Source organism: Microcoleus sp. Pol14D4 (assembly GCF_036701245.1).
Taxonomy (GTDB): domain Bacteria; phylum Cyanobacteriota; class Cyanobacteriia; order Cyanobacteriales; family Microcoleaceae; genus Microcoleus.
Map to the genome: position 1 here is coordinate 1 of NZ_JAUBQM010000031.1, position 19,137 is coordinate 19,137.

The window sequence follows — 19,137 nt, forward strand, 5'->3', positions numbered from 1 at the left end:
GTTTTAGGTCAGGGAGTTTTTTCATTCCTCTATCTAATGTCTATCTCGTTCTCTTGTCAAGGGGGTTGAGCAATTACTATGCTTATATAGTAGCTTATTATCTTTCAAGATTTGATAGAGATGCTTATCAGAAATTGGGATTTGGTAATATGACTGATACCCATGAAAAAATAGGCTCTCTACTTGGAATTTCCGCTAATACAATCAAAAATTTGAGAGATGCCTTTGATCCTTATCATGAAAATAGGCGTAGAGGCTGGTGGCAGAGAGAGTTATGGCGTTGTGAGAAAGAAATTTATGAAGGATTTAAAGAATATTCTGAAGAAGAACTCTATGTTTTAGTTTGCAAAATTTTAACCACACCCAAGCTTGATTTTGAACAGCTTTTCGATTCTGTTAGTGTCTCAGATGATACGCTAATATTTTCTGATGAAGTCGGAGAAGTAGAGGAAACTAAAACTTTTAAAGAAGGTTCTATCCGTCAAATACAAGTTAATGCTTATGAACGAAATAATCAAGCTCGCAAAAAATGTATTGAATATTATGGGCTAAATTGTTATATTTGCAAGTTTAACTTTGAAAAAGTTTTTGGAGAAATAGGTAAAGGTTTTATTCATGTTCACCATATAATACCTTTAGCTGAAATTAATCAAGAATATGAAGTTAATCCTATTCAAGATTTACTTCCACTATGTCCTAACTGTCATGCAATGATTCATAGGAAATATCCTCCATTTACTATTGAAGAAATTAAAGATTTACTCAGTAAAAAGTGACTTCCTAGATAGATGTCCAAGATATTTTCTGAGACCTGAGAGGCTCAAACCCTTGCCGCACCAGCCATACAGCCGAAAGATTTGACCCCTCAAAAAAACACCTACCCATTCACGGAAATTCCAAGAACCGGAAAGCGATTAAACACTCGCGACTGCTAACTGTTCAGCCGCCTCTTTCTCGTTCATCTCGTCGAGTTTTTGCCAAACTTGCTGCATCAATTCATCCAATCCAAGTCTACTAACGGCGGAAATTAACAAAACAGGAGCGCCACTAATTTCTTTAAGTCGGCTGATTAAATTACCGATTTCTTCGCTTTCGAGGTCGATCGCATCTACTTTATTAAAAGCCAAAATCTGCGGTTTATCGGCTAAACCACGCCTGTAAGCCTTTAATTCTTCCTGAATTGTGACGTAATTGGCGATCGGATCTTCATCGGTAATATCGATCAAGTGCAGCAGCAACCGAGTTCGTTCGATGTGCCGCAAAAACTCGTAACCCAAGCCAGCACCTTCGTGAGCTCCCTCAATCAATCCCGGAATATCAGCAAAAACAGTACCGTCTCCAGTCGGTTTTCTGACTACGCCCAAATTCGGGACTAAAGTTGTAAACGGATAATCTGCTATCTTGGGGCGGGCCGCAGATAAAGCTGAAATTAAGGTGGATTTGCCAGCATTCGGCATCCCCAGAATTCCCACTTCAGCTAATAGCTTCAATTCCAAACGCAAAAATTTGTGTTCTCCTTCTTTTCCCGGCATCGCATAATCGGGAGCCCGGTTGGAATTGGTCAGAAAACACTTGTTGCCCAAACCGCCTTTGCCGCCTTTGGCTACGCAAAAAGTCTGTCCGGGCGTCACCAAATCTGCCAATATGGCCTGAGTTTCCGCGTCGTAAACTACTGTACCGCAGGGAACTTCGATCGTGCGATCGTCCCCACCGGCACCGGTCATATTTTTCGGCGCGCCTCGCTTCCCGTCATCGGCTTTAAAAATCCGGTTGTACTGAAAATCTAGCAGCGTTTGCAGGCTTTCCACCGCCACCATATACACGGAACCGCCTTTGCCACCCGTCCCACCAGAGGGGCCACCCGCTGGTACATACTTTTCTCTGCGAAAAGCTACCATACCGTCGCCGCCTTTGCCGGCTGCGACTTGAATATCTGCTCGATCGATAAATTGCATAATTTAGTCAGTAGTCAATAGTCAGTGTCAATAGTCATTAGTTATTATTATACCAGATGCAAGTACCATATTCCCCTTTTCCTTTAGTCCGCGTCGGCGGATGACAGCCAACTTTAGTCGCGATTTACAGTTGCCGGAAAAATATAATTATACCAATTCTCAAAAGTAGTGCAGAGCGAGAGATTGTACGCGAGCATCTGTAGGGAAACGGCACTGCCGTGTCCGGCTTTTAAAGCTTTTAATAAGCTATATAATAATTTCAGAATTCTACCAAAATTTTTATTAAATTAGTATTATAAAAGCAGACTTGATATTTGCAGAAATCACGCACGCCAACAGAATAAACTGGGTTTTTATCAGGTGCGAAGAGCTGTAAAAATCTTTTTTTCTGCCAAAAAGCGGTTTCTAAATCATCGCAAATAATTTACTACGGAAAATTAGCAATTGCTAATTACAGAACTTTGCCAAATACGCATTTAACGTGCTAATTATAGCGGTAAGGTGCTTATGGGCGCATCCTACAGATAGAGGTTCTGCGCCCCGGAATGAATTACCAATTAGCAATTACCCATTCCTTTTAACAATAGGACGATACATCTTCCTTACATTCATCTGCCAAATAGCAGAGAGCTCGAAAGCGCATCCCGACTAACTGTTCGTAAAGCGGGTTAATCTGGCACATCGCCGGAATGTGGACGATTTTGTGACCAAATAACACGACATCTCGCTCAAACGGACACTGGGGTGGAATAATTTTACAGACAAAGTGTGCCAATTTTGGGTCGTGAATTTCCCAGCCGTCGAGCCAGTCTTTTACCGGTTGCAGGACATTTTTGTGGTGAGGTTTAGGTAGCCGAGATGAAAGGGGTGTTCCGACGACGGGGACGACATTGGCATCAAAGACTATTTGGCTGCTGGGCCCCTGCGGATCGCACTTGCTGTCTTCGATGGTGTGTCGCAGAGCTTCGATCGCCTCTACATTGTGCCCCAAAGCTGTGCAAAACTTAGAGATTACCTCGTCTTCGCTGAGCGAGTAGGTACCGTCTGCCAAAGCTACCATGACTGCTGTCCTTAAAAAATCCTCGCCTTTGGCGGTGTCTTCTCCTAACACAGCGGCTAATTCCTCTGTAGTAATAGGTTCAAAGCCCGCCTCAAAAGATACCGGGTGTAGTTCATCTTGAGTTAGATTTGCAATCATTTTTTGCTCGTCTTCGTCAAAGTTGCCATCTGCCCAAGCAATTGTCAGCAATCCCCGCAGCCAAGCAGTAATCTCTTCATTGGTGCAGGAAGATTTAGCGTTACTCATTAGCATTTCCACTTGGATGTACCAGTCAATTTGTTCGTTTACAGCCAGTTCAATATTCCCCTCCCAATAATTTTTATTGGTTTTTTGGTCGATTGATGATCTATTTGTGGAAGGTTGGTGCCCGAAGATTGCTCCAAACGCTTGTAGTGGATGTGTTAAAAGCATATTTGTTTTTCAGCAGCATCGCTGAGTAGCGAGCTAATCTATTGGCTAATCCTATTCCCTAAAAAGTCATCTATCGGGAGGAATAGGTTTGTTGAATTCATCTTAACTCTAGTTGCACCCATCGAGATGGCGATCGAATTCTAAGCAAGCCCGATTGCCATTAGCAACCCGATTTTTCGCAAGAAATAAAAGGTTGGCAAGCGTAGGATCAAATCAGGCACTGGGTTTGTCACCCAGGGGCGATCGAACTTCGCTCTCTTTACATTTTAATATATATTTTTGTAAATTTTTCTGTGCAGGATGCACAATATTAACAGCGACCCTGATTTAAGCTGTTGAAATAAAAATATTTGAGGAAAATGTTACTGCCGGTTAACAGTTTTGATTGCTGTGTCCGCCTAGAAATGACAAAATTTTTTAACTTCGGCGACACAAAATCCAGCGCAATTCCATTGGCGGCCGTGCGTTTGCCATCGGGAAGACATCTCGACCGGTGGCCCAACTGGGAAACCAAGGCGTCGGTGGCCAGGCTCCTTCCGGCAGGTGGTGGCGTTCGTACTCAAACACCAATTCGTCGGATATTTGGACTAAGGGCAACCCTTCCATTGCGGTGGCGAGTTCTTGGGGCGTAAATAAAGTAGACCAGGAGAGTTGGGCAACTTGTCGCACGAGGGCATCCGGCTGGTAGTCGCCGACAGTTAAAAACGTGCTGAACAGCAACAGACCTCCGGGACACAGGGAATCGCACATTTTAGCGAGGAAAAGCCGTACTTGATCGCTGTCTCGAAAATGTGAAATGACTTCGGCGGCAACTGCCAACTGGTAGCGGGCCGGTTTCATCCGCATTAAGGGGTCAAGCACATCGCCTTCTGTAACTGTGACGGGAAGGTTTTCGGCTGTTACTGCCGCTTTCAATTGTTCTGCAAAAGCTGGAGTTAGTTCGATCGCATCTACAGAATAGCCCAATCTCGCCAGGGGCAAGGTATTGCGGCCGGTACCAGCGCCCACGTCCAAAATCCGCACTCGATCGGGCGTACCCAATTTAGCAGCCGTTGCCATCAATTTTGCATCGGGATGAGAGCCGAAAAGCGGCGGTTCTCTGGTGTCTACCCAGCTTTTGTACTGTTCTCCAACTGTTGAGGTAGTCACAATCACTTTGCAAGCTAAACCGGTTTGCGGCGGCTGCACTGATTCGTATTGCAGAATCAACATTGATGCTGTGGAGGTGCGGTAGCCTTGTTCTAACTTGGTGGCTAAAAGCTTGCTGAGCTCGTCTCTGCGGTCTTCTGGCAGGGGTCTGTCGAGAGTGCTAAATAGCTTTTCTATCGAATTGAGATAGTGGCTTAGCATTCCCGGTATGCAGGGGAAAACTAATTCTCCGCGAGCGTTTATGCGAGTATTAATTTTGTAGAGGATAGCTTGCTGGAGAATGTCGGGATTTACTACCAGCGGTAGCTGTTCGGTCTGGTCGATCGTACTTTCGGCGCCCATAGATTCCGCGAAGAAGTCATTAGTTATTAGTCATTAGTCAGAGGGAAGGATGTTGAGAGCTGACTGTACAATTCAAGAGTATAAAAAAGCCGATTTTAGATTTATTTGGTTTGGTTGCTTAGTCTTTTTAGATTGTAGAAAATCCGATTTGAGAGCTTTATTTTGGATAAATCTCAAATCTCAAATCTCAAATCGACCAAGCCCAAAACCCGAGTAGGTTCCAAAATCGGAGTTAATATCAAGATAAGCTGTAGCGCATTAAAATTGTATGTTTCACGGCGAGGTGGAAAAAGCGTCAAATCCTCTCGCCTTCTCCCCTCTATCCTTCCCCTCGTCAGCCATAACAGGCAATTTATATGGGTAGCAAATTAAAGCTGGGCTTAGTTGCTGCCGGTAAAAGTCACTAGGGGGAACTTTGACTGAGCTTCAGTCATCGGGCGCCGTCTGCCTTCCTCTTGCCAGTAGTTGATGACTTCTGTGGCTTGGTTGAGGATTTCGACGCGATCGTTATCAGCAATCCAGTGTTTGGCTTCGAGTTCGTTTTTGAGGTCTTCCCAGGCATCTTTGCGAGGCCAGAAAAAGTAGGATGTCAGCGGGCTAGTTCCTTTGCCGACAACTTGGTCAACGGCGAGGGCAACATTCTCTTCTAGCCAGAGAACTTTTAAGATGAACTTGGACAAGCAAACCTCCAGGGTTCCGATCGAACTTGTTAAAAATTTCTACAATCGCTAAGCGTAGCACACTCTGTTCGATAATTGGTCATCGGCCATGAAAAGTTTTGTGGCGCGGCTGGTTTTAGCGCCACTCAGGGGCTGGGAACAGATAAAATTTGGGTTCTCACCCGCCCTAGGTACAAGGATAGTTAAGCTGTGAACAGAGTTATTTTAGTCTTCGACATTGACGGTGTGGTGCGGGATGTGTCCGGTTCCTACCGGCGGGCGATCGCGGATGCGGTGGAACATTTCACGGCGGGTGCTTTTCGCCCGAATTCTCTCGATATCGACTCTCTGAAGTCGGAGGGAGTGTGGAATAATGACTGGCAGGCGTCTTTCGAGTTAGTTTGCCGTTATTTTGAGGGGATTGGGCGATCGAGAAACAAACTCGCTCTCAACTATGAGGAATTAGTGGCTTTTTTCCAAAGTCGCTATCGCGGGCCCGATGAGAATAATTGGACTGGTTACATTTGTGACGAACCGCTGTTGTTAAGTCCGGCTTACCTGGAAAGTTTAACGGTTGGGGGGATTGTTTGGGGCTTTTTTAGCGGGGCGATGCGGGATGAAGCTGCTTATGTTTTGTCAGGGAAACTGAGTTTAAATTCCCCGGTGTTGGTGGCGATGGAAGATGCACCGGGAAAACCAGATCCGGCTGGACTTTTCTCTGCAATTGAACAGTTGGAAACTCTGCACGGTTTAGAAAAAAATTTGCCCGTGATTTACGCGGGAGATACGGTTGCCGATATTTACACGGTTGTGAAGGCGCGGGAATTGCAACCACATCGAGTTTGGCTGGGGACTGGTATTTTGCCACCTCATGTTTTGGATGATGCTGTGCGCTGTGAGGCTTATGCTAAGGTGCTGGAAAATGCGGGTGCTGCAGCGGTTTTCAGGAATGTCGAGGAGTTGACGGCTGCGCGGATTCGAGACTTAGTTCAGTAGGCCAGTCATATCGATTCCCGTTGCACCGTCAGGTGATTGTTGATTGTTGATTGTTGACTGTTGACTGTAGAAGGAGGGGTCAAAAAACTGAAAATTTCGCGAATTATTTGTTGGCAGCTTGATTCGACTTTAGGCCCGACGATGAAGCGCGGATTTGATATTGATACTATTGACCAACAAATGTAATTTTGTTAAATAATTTTGCACCTTATCCTATTGACAAGTAAATGTAGTTTTGTTACATTTATTTGTCAATTTTTGCATCTTTGAGTTGACAATATCTGCTGCTGCGGCTTAGTACAGAGTAGAGGTCAAGCTCTAGGAGAAAGCAACTATGTTAGTTTCGCGATCGACTGATAAACAAGCTACGCCGGAAGAAAGTCGGCAACTAGAAAAGCTCCAAGTCCAAATCGAGCGAGCTGTTGCTGACGGCAAGATATCTAAGCAAGAGATGGAAGACATCAATAGAGCGATTTGGGCTGACGGAAAAGTTACTGTTGAAGAACTGGGACTGTACAGAATGTTGGTGACAGATAAGATTGTTTCTGGAGATGTGGAATACGAGTTTTGAGAAGATAATTGAAGGGAGGGAACGAATTTAAGGGATGAAGATTGAGTAAAAAAGAAACAAGGAAGAAGGGTTTAAAGTGTTCTTCAATAGTTTGTTTACTGCTAGCTTAGGATGACATTTGGCAATTCTTGGGAGCATCCCTTTTAGGAATTAAACCCCACAATCCAGGGGATGCTCGCAATTTTTCATTGGTGTTGTGAGATTATTGCAAGTGCAAGAATTTCTCTAATGCACTGACTGCAAGTGGTGGCCAGCGGCGGTTATTGGCAACCCAATCGAGGTCTTTGTAGCGGGCATCGAGGCCGACTGCTGCTACCCAATTGCTCTCAGCTTCGCCGCGCTTTCCGGCTTCCCAAAGACAGGCGCTGAGGGCGGCTCTCATGTCGGCAAATTGGGGGTATCTGCGGACGATGTTTTTCATGTTGCGAATTGCTTCTTTGGTTTGCCCGTTTTGATAAAGTGCGAGGGCGTGGTTGGCGCGGGCAAATGCGTATTCGGGGGCTAGTTCAAAGGCTTTGCTGTAGTCGGCAATTGCTTGTTCCCATTTTCCTAAACCTGCTTCGGCGTTGCCTCGGTTGTTGTAGGCTGCTGGATCTTGGGAGTCTAATTCTAGTACATGATTGTAGTCTGCGATCGCCTCTTCCCAGCGTCCTAAACCTTCTAAGGCGGTGCCGCGGTTGAGGTAGGGATCGGGGGCGTCGGGTGCTAGTTCGATCGCTCTTTCGTAGTCGGAAATAGCTGCTTGTAGTTTGTTTTGGCTGACTCTAGAATTGCCTCGGTTGCTCCAAGCGGCGGCTTGTGAGGGAAATTTGTCAATGATTTGAGTCCAAAAAGTTTCTGCGGCAGGAAATTTGCCTTCATTTGTAGCTTCAAAAGCTTTTTGAACGAGTTCTCCCAATTCCTGTTGGGGATCTGTGATATCTGTTGGTTGTACTTGTGCGGCAACGGGCGCGATATTTCCCAGCCAAACTAACCCGGTTACAATTAATACTGTAAAAAATGTGAAAAGTGAGCGAATCATCTTTGTTGGCAGTTGAAACTTTACTGAGGAATGAGAATTAAATAAAATCCACTTTTCCTGTTTGTTGTGGGATGGGCGTCCCGCCCGTCTATCGGGGACGGGCGGGACGCCCATCCCACAAGAAAAAAGGGAAATTATTTAATTGACGATCCTTAAAGACATTATTAACCAAAATTTTAGGTATTAGTTCGATATGTTAGGACTAATTTTATGAAAAAACGGTTGTTAATTTTGGGCGGGACGGGGGATGCTGCTGAACTGGCGGCAAGAGCGTCTCAAATTGCTGAAATTGAGGTGGTATCTTCGCTGGCAGGACGCACTCAACAGCCTTTTACCCAAAAAACGGGTACGGTGCGAATTGGAGGGTTTGGTGGGGCGGCTGGGCTGGCGGCGTTTTTGCTCAATAGCCCGATCGACTTGTTGATTGATGCTACTCATCCGTTTGCGGCTCAGATTTCTGCTAATGCTGCTGTTGCTGCTGCTGAGTGTAATGTGCCCTATTTGATGCTGGTGCGTCCAGCTTGGGAGAGGGTGGAGGGCGATCGCTGGATTGAAGTTGCCAGCCACTCGGAGGCTGCAAGGGCTTTATTAGGGCTGTCTCAGCGGGTGTTTCTGACTATTGGCAGGCAGGAATTGGCTGCTTTTGCGGGTTTGGATGCTATTTGGTTTTTGATGCGGGCGATCGATCCTCCGGCACTCAATTCTCCTATTCCTAATGGTAAATTGTTATTAGCAAGGGGGCCTTTTTCTTTGGAAGAGGAGCGCCAATTACTATTAGAATATGGGATTGATACAATTGTTAGTAAAAACAGCGGCGGCGGTGCTACTTATGCGAAAATTGTGGCGGCTAGGGAACTGGGAATTCCGGTGGTGATGGTGCAGCGGCCGCCGATTGCGGATGTTGAGCAGGTTGCTGATGTTGAAGGGGCGATCGCTTGGTTAGTTAAGCAGTTATGATATCAAATCCGTTAGCCTTGGAATAGTAAATTCGAGTTGACGGTTGACGGTTGACAGTGAACAGTCAACCGTCAACCGTCAACATCATTCCGGTGTTACCGGAAATGATATCAAGAAAGGGTAGTGCGGTTTCCCTACTGCAAATTTGTCATCGCCCCGCTAAATTTGCGCTTTTACCCAAGATCGAAAGGCTTTCATGGCGACGTTTCTGCCGGCTGTTTTGCTTTGTTCTAAATACTGGGGGATGAGCTCGGTGATGGGGAAGTTGGGAAACTGGAGACTGCGATCGGACTGTATGTATTTTCCATCTTGCAGTACGCTGATTTGCAGGTTGCGGCCGTTGTAGCGCCACAATTCGGGTACTCCTAATGCTTCGTAGTTGTTGAACTGAGTGCGGGAGGTGAGGTCGATTTCTATGGCTAAATCGGGGGGTGGGTCTGTTTCTAAGTCGATGCGGCTTTTGCCTCTGACTGCGGCTTCGTTTTGGATGTAGAAACAGGTATCTGGTTCTACTCCTTGAGCCATTTTTTGATTTTTGAATGTGGTGGAACCTAGAGACCAAAATTCAATACCAAGTTCTTCGAGTAGTGCTTCGACTAAGTTACCAATCAGGACTTTCCCAATTTCGTGTTCGGGTAGGGGAACCATGATTTCTAATGTTCCTTTGCTGTAAGAAAGTCTGGATGCGCGACTTTCTCCCAATTCTGTTAGTAGGGTTTCAAACATCGGCCAGGTTATGTCTTTGAGTAATAGTTGATTTCCTGGCTGGATGATTATTTGTTTTAGTTCTAACTGCATATTTTGACTGTTTTAATAGGATTTGAAATATAAAATAATTTAAGTTAATAGATTTTAGCAATTCAGAATTTAGGCGGAATTGCTGTTAGAGATTAAGATTAAATTTATTATTGAAAGTTAGGGTACAGTCGTGCAATTATTTCCTTCAGCAGTTCTCATGCCTCCTATTATAGTTTCCACGATCGCACACTGCTTAGCAGCACCGTTTACAGTAGAAGCTGTGGCAACAAATCGACGACTATTTGATGTATCTAAGGGAAGTTGATCCTTCACGTTGCCCAGGTAGTCGAAAGTGATTGAGGTTGCATTAGAGACAAGTTTAATAGTGCCGGGCTTGATTTCGCCTCCAGAATTTAACGTCTGGGTACTACCACCCGTGGCTAGTGGCGGGTTAAACGTAATTGTTGGTGGATCGACAGATGGGGCAGAAAATGTAACTGTGACCTCGCGCTTAGTTCGCTTTGCTTCGCTTTGTGCCAGTCGTAATGATTGGAAAACGCGATCGTTCACAGTGCGAACTCTTTGTCTGTTGATGAATGCCACCCAGCTTGGAGCGGCGATCGAACTGAATATACCGATGATTAAAGCTATCACCAGCACTTCTAGAAGGGTGAATCCCTGATCGCCCTTTCTGGATGCAGTATTTTTGTAATTAGGGTTTGCTTTTGTTGCAGAAATCTGCAAAACTTTTAATAATATTGGGATTTTCATTTTATTCTCCTGTTTTATCGGCTAGTGGCGGGCTTCGGCAATCAGTTTTAGAAATCAGTTATCTTCCTCGCGCGCCTAGACCTTGTACTTGCACGCTTGCTGTTGGAAAAAACGCCGATCTGCTGGTTTGGAAATCAGCATTGTTGGGTTGAAGGCGGCGGAGGCTGTTTCCTCTGATAGTTACTCTGGCTATGTTTTGAGAGGTATCTACACAAGCGTAAAAGCTATTTGTATTGTCTGGGTTGGCTATTTTTAAAGTTGTTTCTAAGACTGGGGAGGTTGTCGTTGTCCCTGGTACTTGGGCTGTGGGATTGCCTAGAGTTCTTTGGCACTCGTCGATTGGAGGTGCTGGTACTAATGGACTTTGGTCTATATAATTAACTAGCACTTGAGGGTTTAACCCCGCAAAACCCGCTGGATTTGTCACGTTCTGGGTTGGCTGGTTCCAGTCAAAGTTTAAATTAAAAGCTGCACTATGTCTTTGACCATCTTTTGCCTCATTATCATCGAAGTAACGAGTGGCGGCAGTCGTTCCTGCTGGGTTTTTCATGATGCCCTCGCTAATTTCATAGCGCTCAATGCGTGCCGGACAAGGGGCTCCTGATGGTTGACACCAAATAGAATTAAGATTGTTTTCTCTAACCTGGTAGTAAGCCACTAAGGAGCGAGTGTAGGTATCATTGCAAGTATTTTGGGTGCAATTCGTTGGCAGTACGCGAGTAGCTGGATTCGTATCGACAGACACAGCATTTTGAATCTGCTTGCGCTTCCAAAATACCAGAATAGGAGTTGCGTTTGGAGCGCTAGGAAGCGGAGTTGGGCTGCCGTTAATAGCAGTAATGTCAGCGTTATCGTAAATATAAATAGCTTGACTCAAATCTTGGGCGATGAAATCAAGTGCCGCCTGAACGTCTTGCTCGGTATTTGACTTGACTTGTTCCCTCCTGTCGGTATTCAGCATATCGACTACAAAACCGAGCATTGGCGTGATGATTAAAAACGCCATAATTGCTCCGACTAATAGCTCGACCAGAGTCATGCCCTTTTCTGTTTGAGCTGGCCCTGAGCGGTTTCGCTGGTGCTGACTTTTTAGAAGCAACCTGAGTAAAGTTTTCATTTTGACCGTTTCCTGTGGCGAGTGGTTGGGAGGGATTTTAATCTAATAACACTCACTGTAATTATGGGCATACAGTAGTTCATGATGGTTATCTGAGGCGATCGGAGAGTGAGCGATACGACGCATCTCCAGTGGCGGGAATCTCTGTAGACATTTCTACTACTGGCATTGTCCGATCGCCCAAACCTGAACCCACAACAGATTGCTTTTTCCCAGTCCTTGGGGTCGGATTCAAAGTTACACCCGAAGCAAAGGAATCAGCCCTATAAACCCGGACTAAGAGCTGGTAGCCTTTTGATGTTGGATCGCCACCAGTAATAGAGGGATCTGGATTTAGCCAAGCGCCCTGAACGTAAAAGTCTTTGGTGCTACTCGTCTCACAAACTCCTGTTCCATCCATATCAACGCAGTATGTCTGGTTGACTGTCGGAACTGGTGCATCGGCCAACACGCCTCCTGCAGGGATTGGGAACCCTGAGCCACCGAATTTGATCGCCTCCGTCCTGAGAGCGTCGATGTAAGTTCTCGCCGCCTGGGTAGCGAGTTCCGTCCGCCGCGCTTGTACGCGAGTCGCTACTGAGAAAGCCATCACAGGGGCGATCGCAATCATCAGCACCGAAACTACAATCATCGCTACCAATGACTCGATAATCGTGTAGCCACCATCTCGTGACTGCAATAAATTTTGCTGTTGTTGTCGCTTAGTCATAAATAGGACTCCAGTAATTGCGCGGCGGAAAGTTAGAGGGTTAAGTCGGGCAGCCACTGCGAATGGAAGTGGCATTTTGATTGGCATTCGGCTGATCTGGAGCTACAGTGCCACACATCAAAGTTGTTACCCACGGGTCATTGCGGGATACTTCCCGGAAATACTCAGCAGGCTGAGTCTTTGTCGCAGGAGTAGTGAACCTTTGAGTAAACAAGTCAGGTGGCTGAGATAGCAGGCCCACATCATAACCCCAGTTCCGGGCGGGCGGGCTGAAGTAGGGAATCAACCCAGCACCAGCATCTGTGTTGTATGTGTTTGCGATAGTTAGGCTTGGAGGTACTCCCTGAAGTTGAAACAGGCTCGCTAAGCCAGATGGGTTCAGCGGCAGAATTGGCTGATAAGGCGCTGTGCTGAAAGCGCTGCGATTTTGCTGGATGAAAGAGCCTCGGATATTACTAGTCACTCCCCCGTTATTCCAGCTTTCCAAGAATCGAGGCAAGTTTTGCAAGCCGCCGTTAAAGTCTCCACTGGTAGCGTTGAGTGCCCGTGAAGGAGTGTCGCCAGCTCCAATGATCAGATTAAAGGTGGTATTTACAGCTTGGGGTATCCATCCTGTTGCTCTGACATTAGTTGTACCTCTTGGCATTATATTCCCGCCTGGAGCGGTGGCTGCTGACAAAGTTTGGATCTGCGGGACTGGGAGCAGTAGCGGCTGTGACCCATTATAGAGTTGTAGTGCAGTTGGCGCTGGGTTTGCTACCGATCCTATTGCCGAATTTGCGGGTGTTGATACAGGCACTAAAGAGGGTAGCCGTACATTTGCGCCGTCTAGGGTGTTGGCAGGAATGGTGGAATTGTTTACCACATAGGGGAGACCTGTGCCATTAAAGCTGACGGCACCCCCAGTATTGGCCGCAAACCACAGAGAGCCAGGTGTAGGGGCAGCAATATTGGCAGCAATAGCGGTTCCAGAAATCCCCCAAGGCTGTGTGGCGGGATTACCTGCTGTTCTTGCAAAAGCTACGCGGCGGGGGAATCGCTGCAATGCTGGCACTGGGGGATCGACAGTCGATCCAGCTTTAAAAGGGGTAGCAGGGGTAGTAACGGGTGACGCATAAGTTGTTTGGCCCGCTGCGTTCGCGGCTGCTGCCGTCAGTGGCACTAGTGCTAGCGGATCGACAAACCAGTCAGCATCGGTACAGGCAGCCACCGGGATTTTTGTGCAAACTTCCATTAAATAGTGTGGGAAATTCCCGCGCCGCTGCACCGGCGTGACAAAGTTGTTGAAGTAGGAACTCCATAGCCGGGGCGCGGGAGATGCAGCCACGTAGGTACCGTCTGTCACCGGTGTAGTGCTAGCACCTGTGGTATTTCGTAAATTGAGGTTGTCTGAAAACGCCCCGCTGGAAAGTCCGTTAGTAACAAAGTTGTTGTTGAAAAATCCTTGCTGTCTGCGGGGCAATACAGCAGCAGCGCCCGCATTGTTTCTCAGGTCAAAGTCTCCCTCGTTGCGGAAGCCAAAACGGTAATTTCGCGATAGCAGGGTGACTGCATCTGCCAGCACTGTTGCCGGTCTCCAAAAGTCTCCCACGGTACAGTTCGGAAGCCTCGGATCGCCCGCGCGGCAGGCAAAGTTGGGGTCAAGGTTATTGCGGGTGTAAAAATTTCCCCAGGTTGCGTCCACAAGAGCCCCAAACTCTTCCACTTGTGTAAAAGTGGTTGGACTACCCGGAGCAGCGGGCGGGATGTTGCCGTGAAGGTTAAAGGTTCCTTTGATGTAAGCGGGCAAATTCGATACCAGGGTCAGTCCTTTTTCTATGACCACAGCATTGAGGTTCGCTGGTGCTGTGGGGGTGGCGCCACCGCGAAATAGCTGCTGACCGTTAATCAGGACAATGCCGTTAGGCTTGCGGGTGGGGTCGAGCAGGTTGTCTCCAGGACTGATAGTTCTGTCCGTCAATCGAGAATTCGATCGAGAGCTGCGATCCGGCAGCGCGTCGTCCCGGCTAGCATAAATAATCCCGCTGTTTGGCAGCAACCACTCAGTTCCTGCAATGTTTGTTCCGCGCAAAACATTGATATCTAGCTGAGTGGCTCGAATTTCTAGGGGTTCCCGTTCTTCTAGGGGTTGGTTGTAAGTGGCTGTTAATTGTGCTGCTTGGGGGGCGGGGGCTGGCTGAGGAAGGGGACTGCTGAGCGTAAAGGCTTCGTTGACGATCGTGGTCGAGTTGTCGCGATCGATCGCCTTGACTTCTCTGCCGTTGATAAATGCTACTTCTTGAATTGCCCCGTGGGGAATCAGTGCGGGCTGGGGAACGCCTATCGAGCCATCAAGTATTTGTAGCGCACAATTAGTTGAGTCAATAGCGGCTTGTTGTGCTAGGGTGCGAGCCGCAGGAGCCACTTGGAGGGCGGTTCTCAACGGCCCGTTGGCAAACCTACCGTCTGGAAAAACCATATTTGCCTGGGCTTCCAAAATTGCGTCTCCACCGCCCAGCAAGCCTGTAGCAGGGTTCAAGTTTGAAACAGCCGGTTGCAGTCTTTGGGTTGGGGGGCCGTAGGTGATGCCGTTGTTAGAGCCGATAAAAGCCTGCTGTCTTCCCAGTGTTGCTGCGCGTGTAGCCACATCTGGTGCCAGCCCTCCCTGTCCGCTGACATCGGGCAGCGCCCCCGTCGAGATGTTTCTCGCTGTGGAAGCATTGCTGGGGTCGTAGTAGCTGCTGACGCAAGCCAGGGGGGTTTGAGTTGGTTGAGCTCCTGGTGCTAGTGCTACTGGGTCGAAGGCGCTGTTTGCGTAGTGATAAACTGCCGTTGCCCGCATCCGCAAGTCGCCTTTGGCAAATTTGCGATTGGCGGGGTTTAGGTTTTCATTAACAAAATTAGGATTTGTTTCTGCTAGTGGCAGGGCCGTGGCGTCTGGTAGAGCGGGGAGTGCCACCGGCGGCGACCAAATAGGGTTCCAGTTTCCCCAACCTCCGGCAGCAACACCACCCGCCGCTACAGTACCGTTGTTCCATACTTGAGAACCAGGACCCAGCGGTGACATCGGCATCGAGTCGGGCCACACGACGCGGTACTCTTCCACAGCAGGAGTTTCCGGGTCGTCGTAAGTATTGTCTACAGTGAAAGCAGTAGCCCTCGATGCCGGGCCGCTTTTCAATCTCGCATTAGCGGCAGCAGCAGCAGGCTGTATCCAGGTAGGTGGCGGTAGGAAAGAATTAGTGCGATCGTACACTCCTGCACTGGTAATTACCCGCAGACCACCAACACCGTCCAGGGGAGTTCGCGGTCTTTCAGCGGCGCTTTTTTCCCAGAAACCATCGCTGAAAGAGTTTGGGTTGCCTGGTGCTTCGCCTAAACCGTTGCCGCGGGCTGTTGCTCCCACGTCAGCAAGTTTAGTCACTTGCGGTGTTCGGGTGCGAATTCCGCCGTCTTGCCATGGAGTGGTGCCATCTACTTGCTGAGGATCATCAGTAAAGCTAGTACCGTTCCACCGCAGTGCTGGCAAGTTGTTACCCACTGTGACTCGATTGCCCAAGAAATTTTCGCTCTCAGTAAGTTGTAACTCCTCGGGGTTTTCGGCTGGTAGCTGATCTGGACGAATAGTGAGTCCCGCCCCTGTAAGAGCGCCTACTGTCGCTGTTCCATTAGGAAGGCTCCAAGTATTATCTGCGGGTCTGAGACTGTTGTTACCGGCGTCTTGAATTCTGTAGTTCCTGTTCGGTACATTCGGAGCTAAATACTTTCCGTTGACCGCGCTGGCGAGGGGTGCTTCTGCAAAAGTAACTTTCCGCAGCCGTTCTCTAAAATAATCTTGTAATGCTTGATCGCGACTCTGACTCTTAGGGGGCAGCATTGCTTGCTGAACAGAAACTGGGTCGTTAGCACCTGTTGGATCTGCTTGTATTTGACCGTCTACCAGAGCAGCTAACCGCTCGGAGTAAGCGTTGTTGTTGTACAGTACCTGAAGGCTGTTGTCCGCGACAGATTGATTGGTGGTGTCAATTGCGGGTGCATTTGTATTGGGTTGGTTGGCGTCGGCTATAGTTTTGAAAAGATGTACTTCCACCGAATTTGTCGGCGCATTGCTGCCCGACCACCCGTTAACAACATTACCGCCTACGACAATTCTGCTATTTTCTTGATCGTAAAAACAAGATTGCTTGCTGCTGACTTCAAATAGTCTGATGTTTCTAGCACCACCCAATCCCGATACCAATAAGTTGCTATTTGTCAATATCCGTCCGTTTAGATTCAACGGAGGCCCAGGCGATATATCTAAGTCGTCTTCATATACAACCGCATTGTTGCTGAGGGGAATGCGGCTTTGATCTTGCTGGTATTCGAGAGCCGATATGCTGGGGGTTCCGGGGAAAGCTTGATAACTCCCACCCAATGTGCTAGCTTCTGTCTGTGTAATCGGTACGTTAACCGTGTAAACAAAAAAACTTTTCTGGAGCCTGCCACTTATTCTTTCCCAACCAGAGTCCCCTACCAAACTTGCAACTGTACCCTCTCCTTGAGCACAGGCTGGGTTTGTGGTTCCTGTTCGCATGGGCGGTGTTCTGGCATCCAGTTCCCTTCTCGGTCTTGGAGTTACACTTCTTGGAGTACGAAAGTAGATTCCGTAAAGAGTAAAAGTGTCAAATATACCGTCGTTATTGGTATCGACGGGATACCTCCATGCAGTATTTAGCGCTTCATTTTCTTCTCCGGACGCGCTAAAAAGCGATCCTTTTGGGTCGTCAGTAAGGCTGATACCATTTCCAGAAAGATCTGCTCTGAGTACCAAGCGCTCTTCGTCTCCAAATGTATACAAATCTGGGTTTGTCGGAGTTGGGGCGGCTGGGTAAGACGACATGGCCAGGTACAATTGTCGATCTGAGGGAGTACCCGTCACTAGGTTGCCTTCCCCCACCAGATATGCAATTTTCGCTTTCGCCCGATCGAGCGCGGGAGTCGCGGCCGCCAGCACCTGCTGGTTCACGCGCACGTTACGCGCCGTATTCGCCCGATCGAACGATCGCAGCGTAATCGCCACTGTCAACAAAATAACTACCAGCAACACCATCGTCACCGTTGGCAGCACAAACCCCGCCACCGGCAGTCTCGCCCTCCGGCCCATAGCCATCAGGGTTTGCAGCATTGCTCTCATCAGCCGCTTGGCACCGGATCTGGTAACACCAGCAATCCGCCGCAGCAGGGATACGATAACTTTGGATAATTTGCTCTTAAACATTGACGCCTTCCTGAATAATTTCAGAGATGGTATTGCTGGTAGTTACTGCTCGACAGTACAATCCCATCTTTATTGTTCCCATTTTTTGCAACTTACATATCAGCCTCTTGCACAAATTTAAATCTGTACCTTGGCTGAAAAATAAAACCCACAAACCCGCAACCAAAATCGCCGCCGATAATATATTTCTCAGCGAAAGATTTGCCCCGCACGAATTAGATCTTCCTCACTCCACTCTAATCTAGTTAAATTGAAATGTCAGTCGCCAGACCCAGAGTGAATTCGATCGCCCAAAAACAGCGATCGCGATCATCGTATACCATGTATTTCCCAGCCCGCCCCGGCAGGCTTTGTTTGTCTAGGCTCGGTTTCAACCACCGGAATCTAGAATGTAGAGAGGGCGATCCAATTGTGGTTAAGCCTGTCAGTGCGATCGAATCTCAATTGGGCGATCGAATTTCGGTAATGCCTCCAAGTGCGATCGAATTGCCGTAATGCCCCCAAGTGCGATCGAATTTTCGTTTGTCCCCCCGGCGGACTATCGGTACAAATGCCAAATCCGGCACACTGTCAGTACAAGTGCAAAATATAAACCTACCATCCCCACCCATGAAACAACCCTCCAAACCCCCCGACTTCATCATCATCGGTGCCCAAAAAGGCGGCACAACATCCCTGTACAATTACCTAATCCAACATCCCCAAATCGCCCCCGCCGCCCAAAAAGAAATCCATTACTTCGACTTCAACTTCGACAAAAGCCCAGACTGGTACTACGCCCAATTTCCCCAGCCCCAAACAGGCGAAAATCTAGTAACCGGAGAAGCCAGCCCCTACTACATCTGTCACCCCCAAGTTCCCCAGCGAATTTATGATTTATGTCCCAAAGTTAAAATAATCGCCCTGCTGAGAAACCCAGTAGAACGCGCAATCTCCCACTATTATTACTATATCAAAATAGGCTACGAATCCCTATCATTAGAAAGTGCGATCGCCGCGGAGCCCGAAAGACTCAAAGGCGAAATAGAAAAACTCCAAGCCAACCCAAACTACTACAGTTACGAACACCAACACCACAGCTATCTAACCCGCGGCATTTACGCCGATCAACTCCCAGCCTGGATGAAACTTTTTCCCAAATCACAACTTTTAATCCTCAAAAGCGAAGACTTGTATACCAATACCTTCGGCACATACAACAGCGTCTTAGAATTTCTAGACTTACCGCCGCACCAACTACAAACCTACGAAAAGTACAACGCCACCCAATATCCCCCCATCAACAACACAGTATACGAGCAATTGAGAGGATATTTTCGATCGCACAACCAAAGACTAGCCGAATTGTGCGATCGAGACTTCGGCTGGGATTAATCAATATATCTCCCTTGCATCCAAGTATCGCTCCCCCTCCCATCCGAAAGCTCCCTCTTGTCCGCCCC

16 protein-coding genes are annotated in these 19,137 nt (G+C 47.7%); 6 read left to right on the plus strand and 10 right to left on the minus strand.

Annotated features, from left to right (window positions below; all coding sequences use genetic code 11):
* Positions 1–23: 23 nt before the first annotated feature.
* Positions 24–776: an HNH endonuclease gene (locus QUA33_RS13395; protein WP_333149033.1), complete on the plus strand. Its 753-nt coding sequence runs from the start codon at positions 24–26 to the stop codon at positions 774–776.
* Between the two features lie 138 nt (positions 777–914).
* Here QUA33_RS13395 and obgE read toward each other — a convergent pair whose 3' ends face one another.
* The 4 genes from obgE to QUA33_RS13415 all read right to left on the minus strand — a co-directional run bounded on the left by obgE (position 915) and on the right by QUA33_RS13415 (position 5,609).
* Positions 915–1,955 (minus strand): GTPase ObgE, encoded by a 1,041-nt coding sequence (obgE, locus tag QUA33_RS13400; RefSeq protein WP_333148993.1) that lies wholly within the window; start codon positions 1,953–1,955, stop codon positions 915–917.
* A 577-nt stretch (positions 1,956–2,532) separates the two neighbouring features.
* Entirely contained in the window at positions 2,533–3,426 is an 894-nt protein-coding gene (locus tag QUA33_RS13405; protein WP_333148994.1) for a Mo-dependent nitrogenase C-terminal domain-containing protein, read from the minus strand.
* A 417-nt stretch (positions 3,427–3,843) separates the two neighbouring features.
* A complete protein-coding gene (locus tag QUA33_RS13410; RefSeq protein WP_333148995.1) occupies positions 3,844–4,917 on the minus strand; it encodes a class I SAM-dependent methyltransferase in 1,074 nt (357 codons plus the stop codon).
* A gap of 380 nt (positions 4,918–5,297) precedes the next feature.
* Positions 5,298–5,609 (minus strand): 30S ribosomal protein PSRP-3, encoded by a 312-nt coding sequence (locus QUA33_RS13415; RefSeq protein ID WP_333056906.1) that lies wholly within the window; start codon positions 5,607–5,609, stop codon positions 5,298–5,300.
* Positions 5,610–5,786: 177 nt separating this feature from the next.
* Here QUA33_RS13415 and QUA33_RS13420 point away from each other — a divergent pair, with 177 nt between their 5' ends.
* Together QUA33_RS13420 and QUA33_RS13425 are read left to right on the plus strand one after the other, a co-directional pair.
* Positions 5,787–6,572, plus strand: coding sequence for a TIGR01548 family HAD-type hydrolase (locus tag QUA33_RS13420; RefSeq protein WP_333096545.1), 786 nt, complete (start codon positions 5,787–5,789; stop codon positions 6,570–6,572).
* A gap of 334 nt (positions 6,573–6,906) precedes the next feature.
* The gene (locus tag QUA33_RS13425) at positions 6,907–7,143 is read left to right on the plus strand and encodes a hypothetical protein (protein ID WP_333096547.1); all 237 of its coding nucleotides are present in this window, start codon (positions 6,907–6,909) and stop codon (positions 7,141–7,143) included.
* Between the two features lie 202 nt (positions 7,144–7,345).
* Here QUA33_RS13425 and QUA33_RS13430 read toward each other — a convergent pair whose 3' ends face one another.
* Positions 7,346–8,164 carry a tetratricopeptide repeat protein gene (locus QUA33_RS13430; protein ID WP_333096549.1) on the minus strand — a complete coding sequence of 273 codons (819 nt, stop codon included), beginning with the start codon at positions 8,162–8,164 and terminating at the stop codon, positions 7,346–7,348.
* 210 nt (positions 8,165–8,374) lie between these two features.
* Here QUA33_RS13430 and QUA33_RS13435 point away from each other — a divergent pair, with 210 nt between their 5' ends.
* The gene (locus QUA33_RS13435) at positions 8,375–9,121 is read left to right on the plus strand and encodes a cobalt-precorrin-6A reductase (RefSeq protein ID WP_333148996.1); all 747 of its coding nucleotides are present in this window, start codon (positions 8,375–8,377) and stop codon (positions 9,119–9,121) included.
* 159 nt (positions 9,122–9,280) lie between these two features.
* Here the strand turns inward: QUA33_RS13435 and QUA33_RS13440 are convergent, their stop codons facing one another.
* The 5 genes from QUA33_RS13440 to hpsA form a co-directional block, all read right to left on the minus strand.
* Positions 9,281–9,919: a Uma2 family endonuclease gene (locus QUA33_RS13440; RefSeq protein WP_333148997.1), complete on the minus strand. Its 639-nt coding sequence runs from the start codon at positions 9,917–9,919 to the stop codon at positions 9,281–9,283.
* A 117-nt stretch (positions 9,920–10,036) separates the two neighbouring features.
* A complete protein-coding gene (locus QUA33_RS13445) occupies positions 10,037–10,630 on the minus strand; it encodes a GspH/FimT family pseudopilin (protein WP_333148998.1) in 594 nt (197 codons plus the stop codon).
* A 58-nt stretch (positions 10,631–10,688) separates the two neighbouring features.
* Positions 10,689–11,747: a hormogonium polysaccharide secretion pseudopilin HpsC gene (gene hpsC, locus QUA33_RS13450; RefSeq protein WP_333148999.1), complete on the minus strand. Its 1,059-nt coding sequence runs from the start codon at positions 11,745–11,747 to the stop codon at positions 10,689–10,691.
* Positions 11,748–11,835: 88 nt separating this feature from the next.
* On the minus strand, positions 11,836–12,456 hold the full coding sequence (locus QUA33_RS13455) for a prepilin-type N-terminal cleavage/methylation domain-containing protein (protein ID WP_333149000.1): 621 nt from the start codon (positions 12,454–12,456) through the stop codon (positions 11,836–11,838).
* A gap of 40 nt (positions 12,457–12,496) precedes the next feature.
* Complete coding sequence (hpsA, locus tag QUA33_RS13460) at positions 12,497–17,695, minus strand: hormogonium polysaccharide biosynthesis protein HpsA (RefSeq protein ID WP_333149001.1); 5,199 nt, start codon at positions 17,693–17,695, stop codon at positions 12,497–12,499.
* A gap of 255 nt (positions 17,696–17,950) precedes the next feature.
* On the opposite strand from hpsA, the gene QUA33_RS13465 reads away from it, so the two are divergent.
* On the plus strand, positions 17,951–18,190 hold the full coding sequence (locus tag QUA33_RS13465) for a hypothetical protein (protein ID WP_333149002.1): 240 nt from the start codon (positions 17,951–17,953) through the stop codon (positions 18,188–18,190).
* A gap of 114 nt (positions 18,191–18,304) precedes the next feature.
* Entirely contained in the window at positions 18,305–19,069 is a 765-nt protein-coding gene (locus QUA33_RS13470) for a sulfotransferase domain-containing protein (protein ID WP_333149003.1), read from the plus strand.
* Positions 19,070–19,137 lie beyond the last annotated feature (68 nt).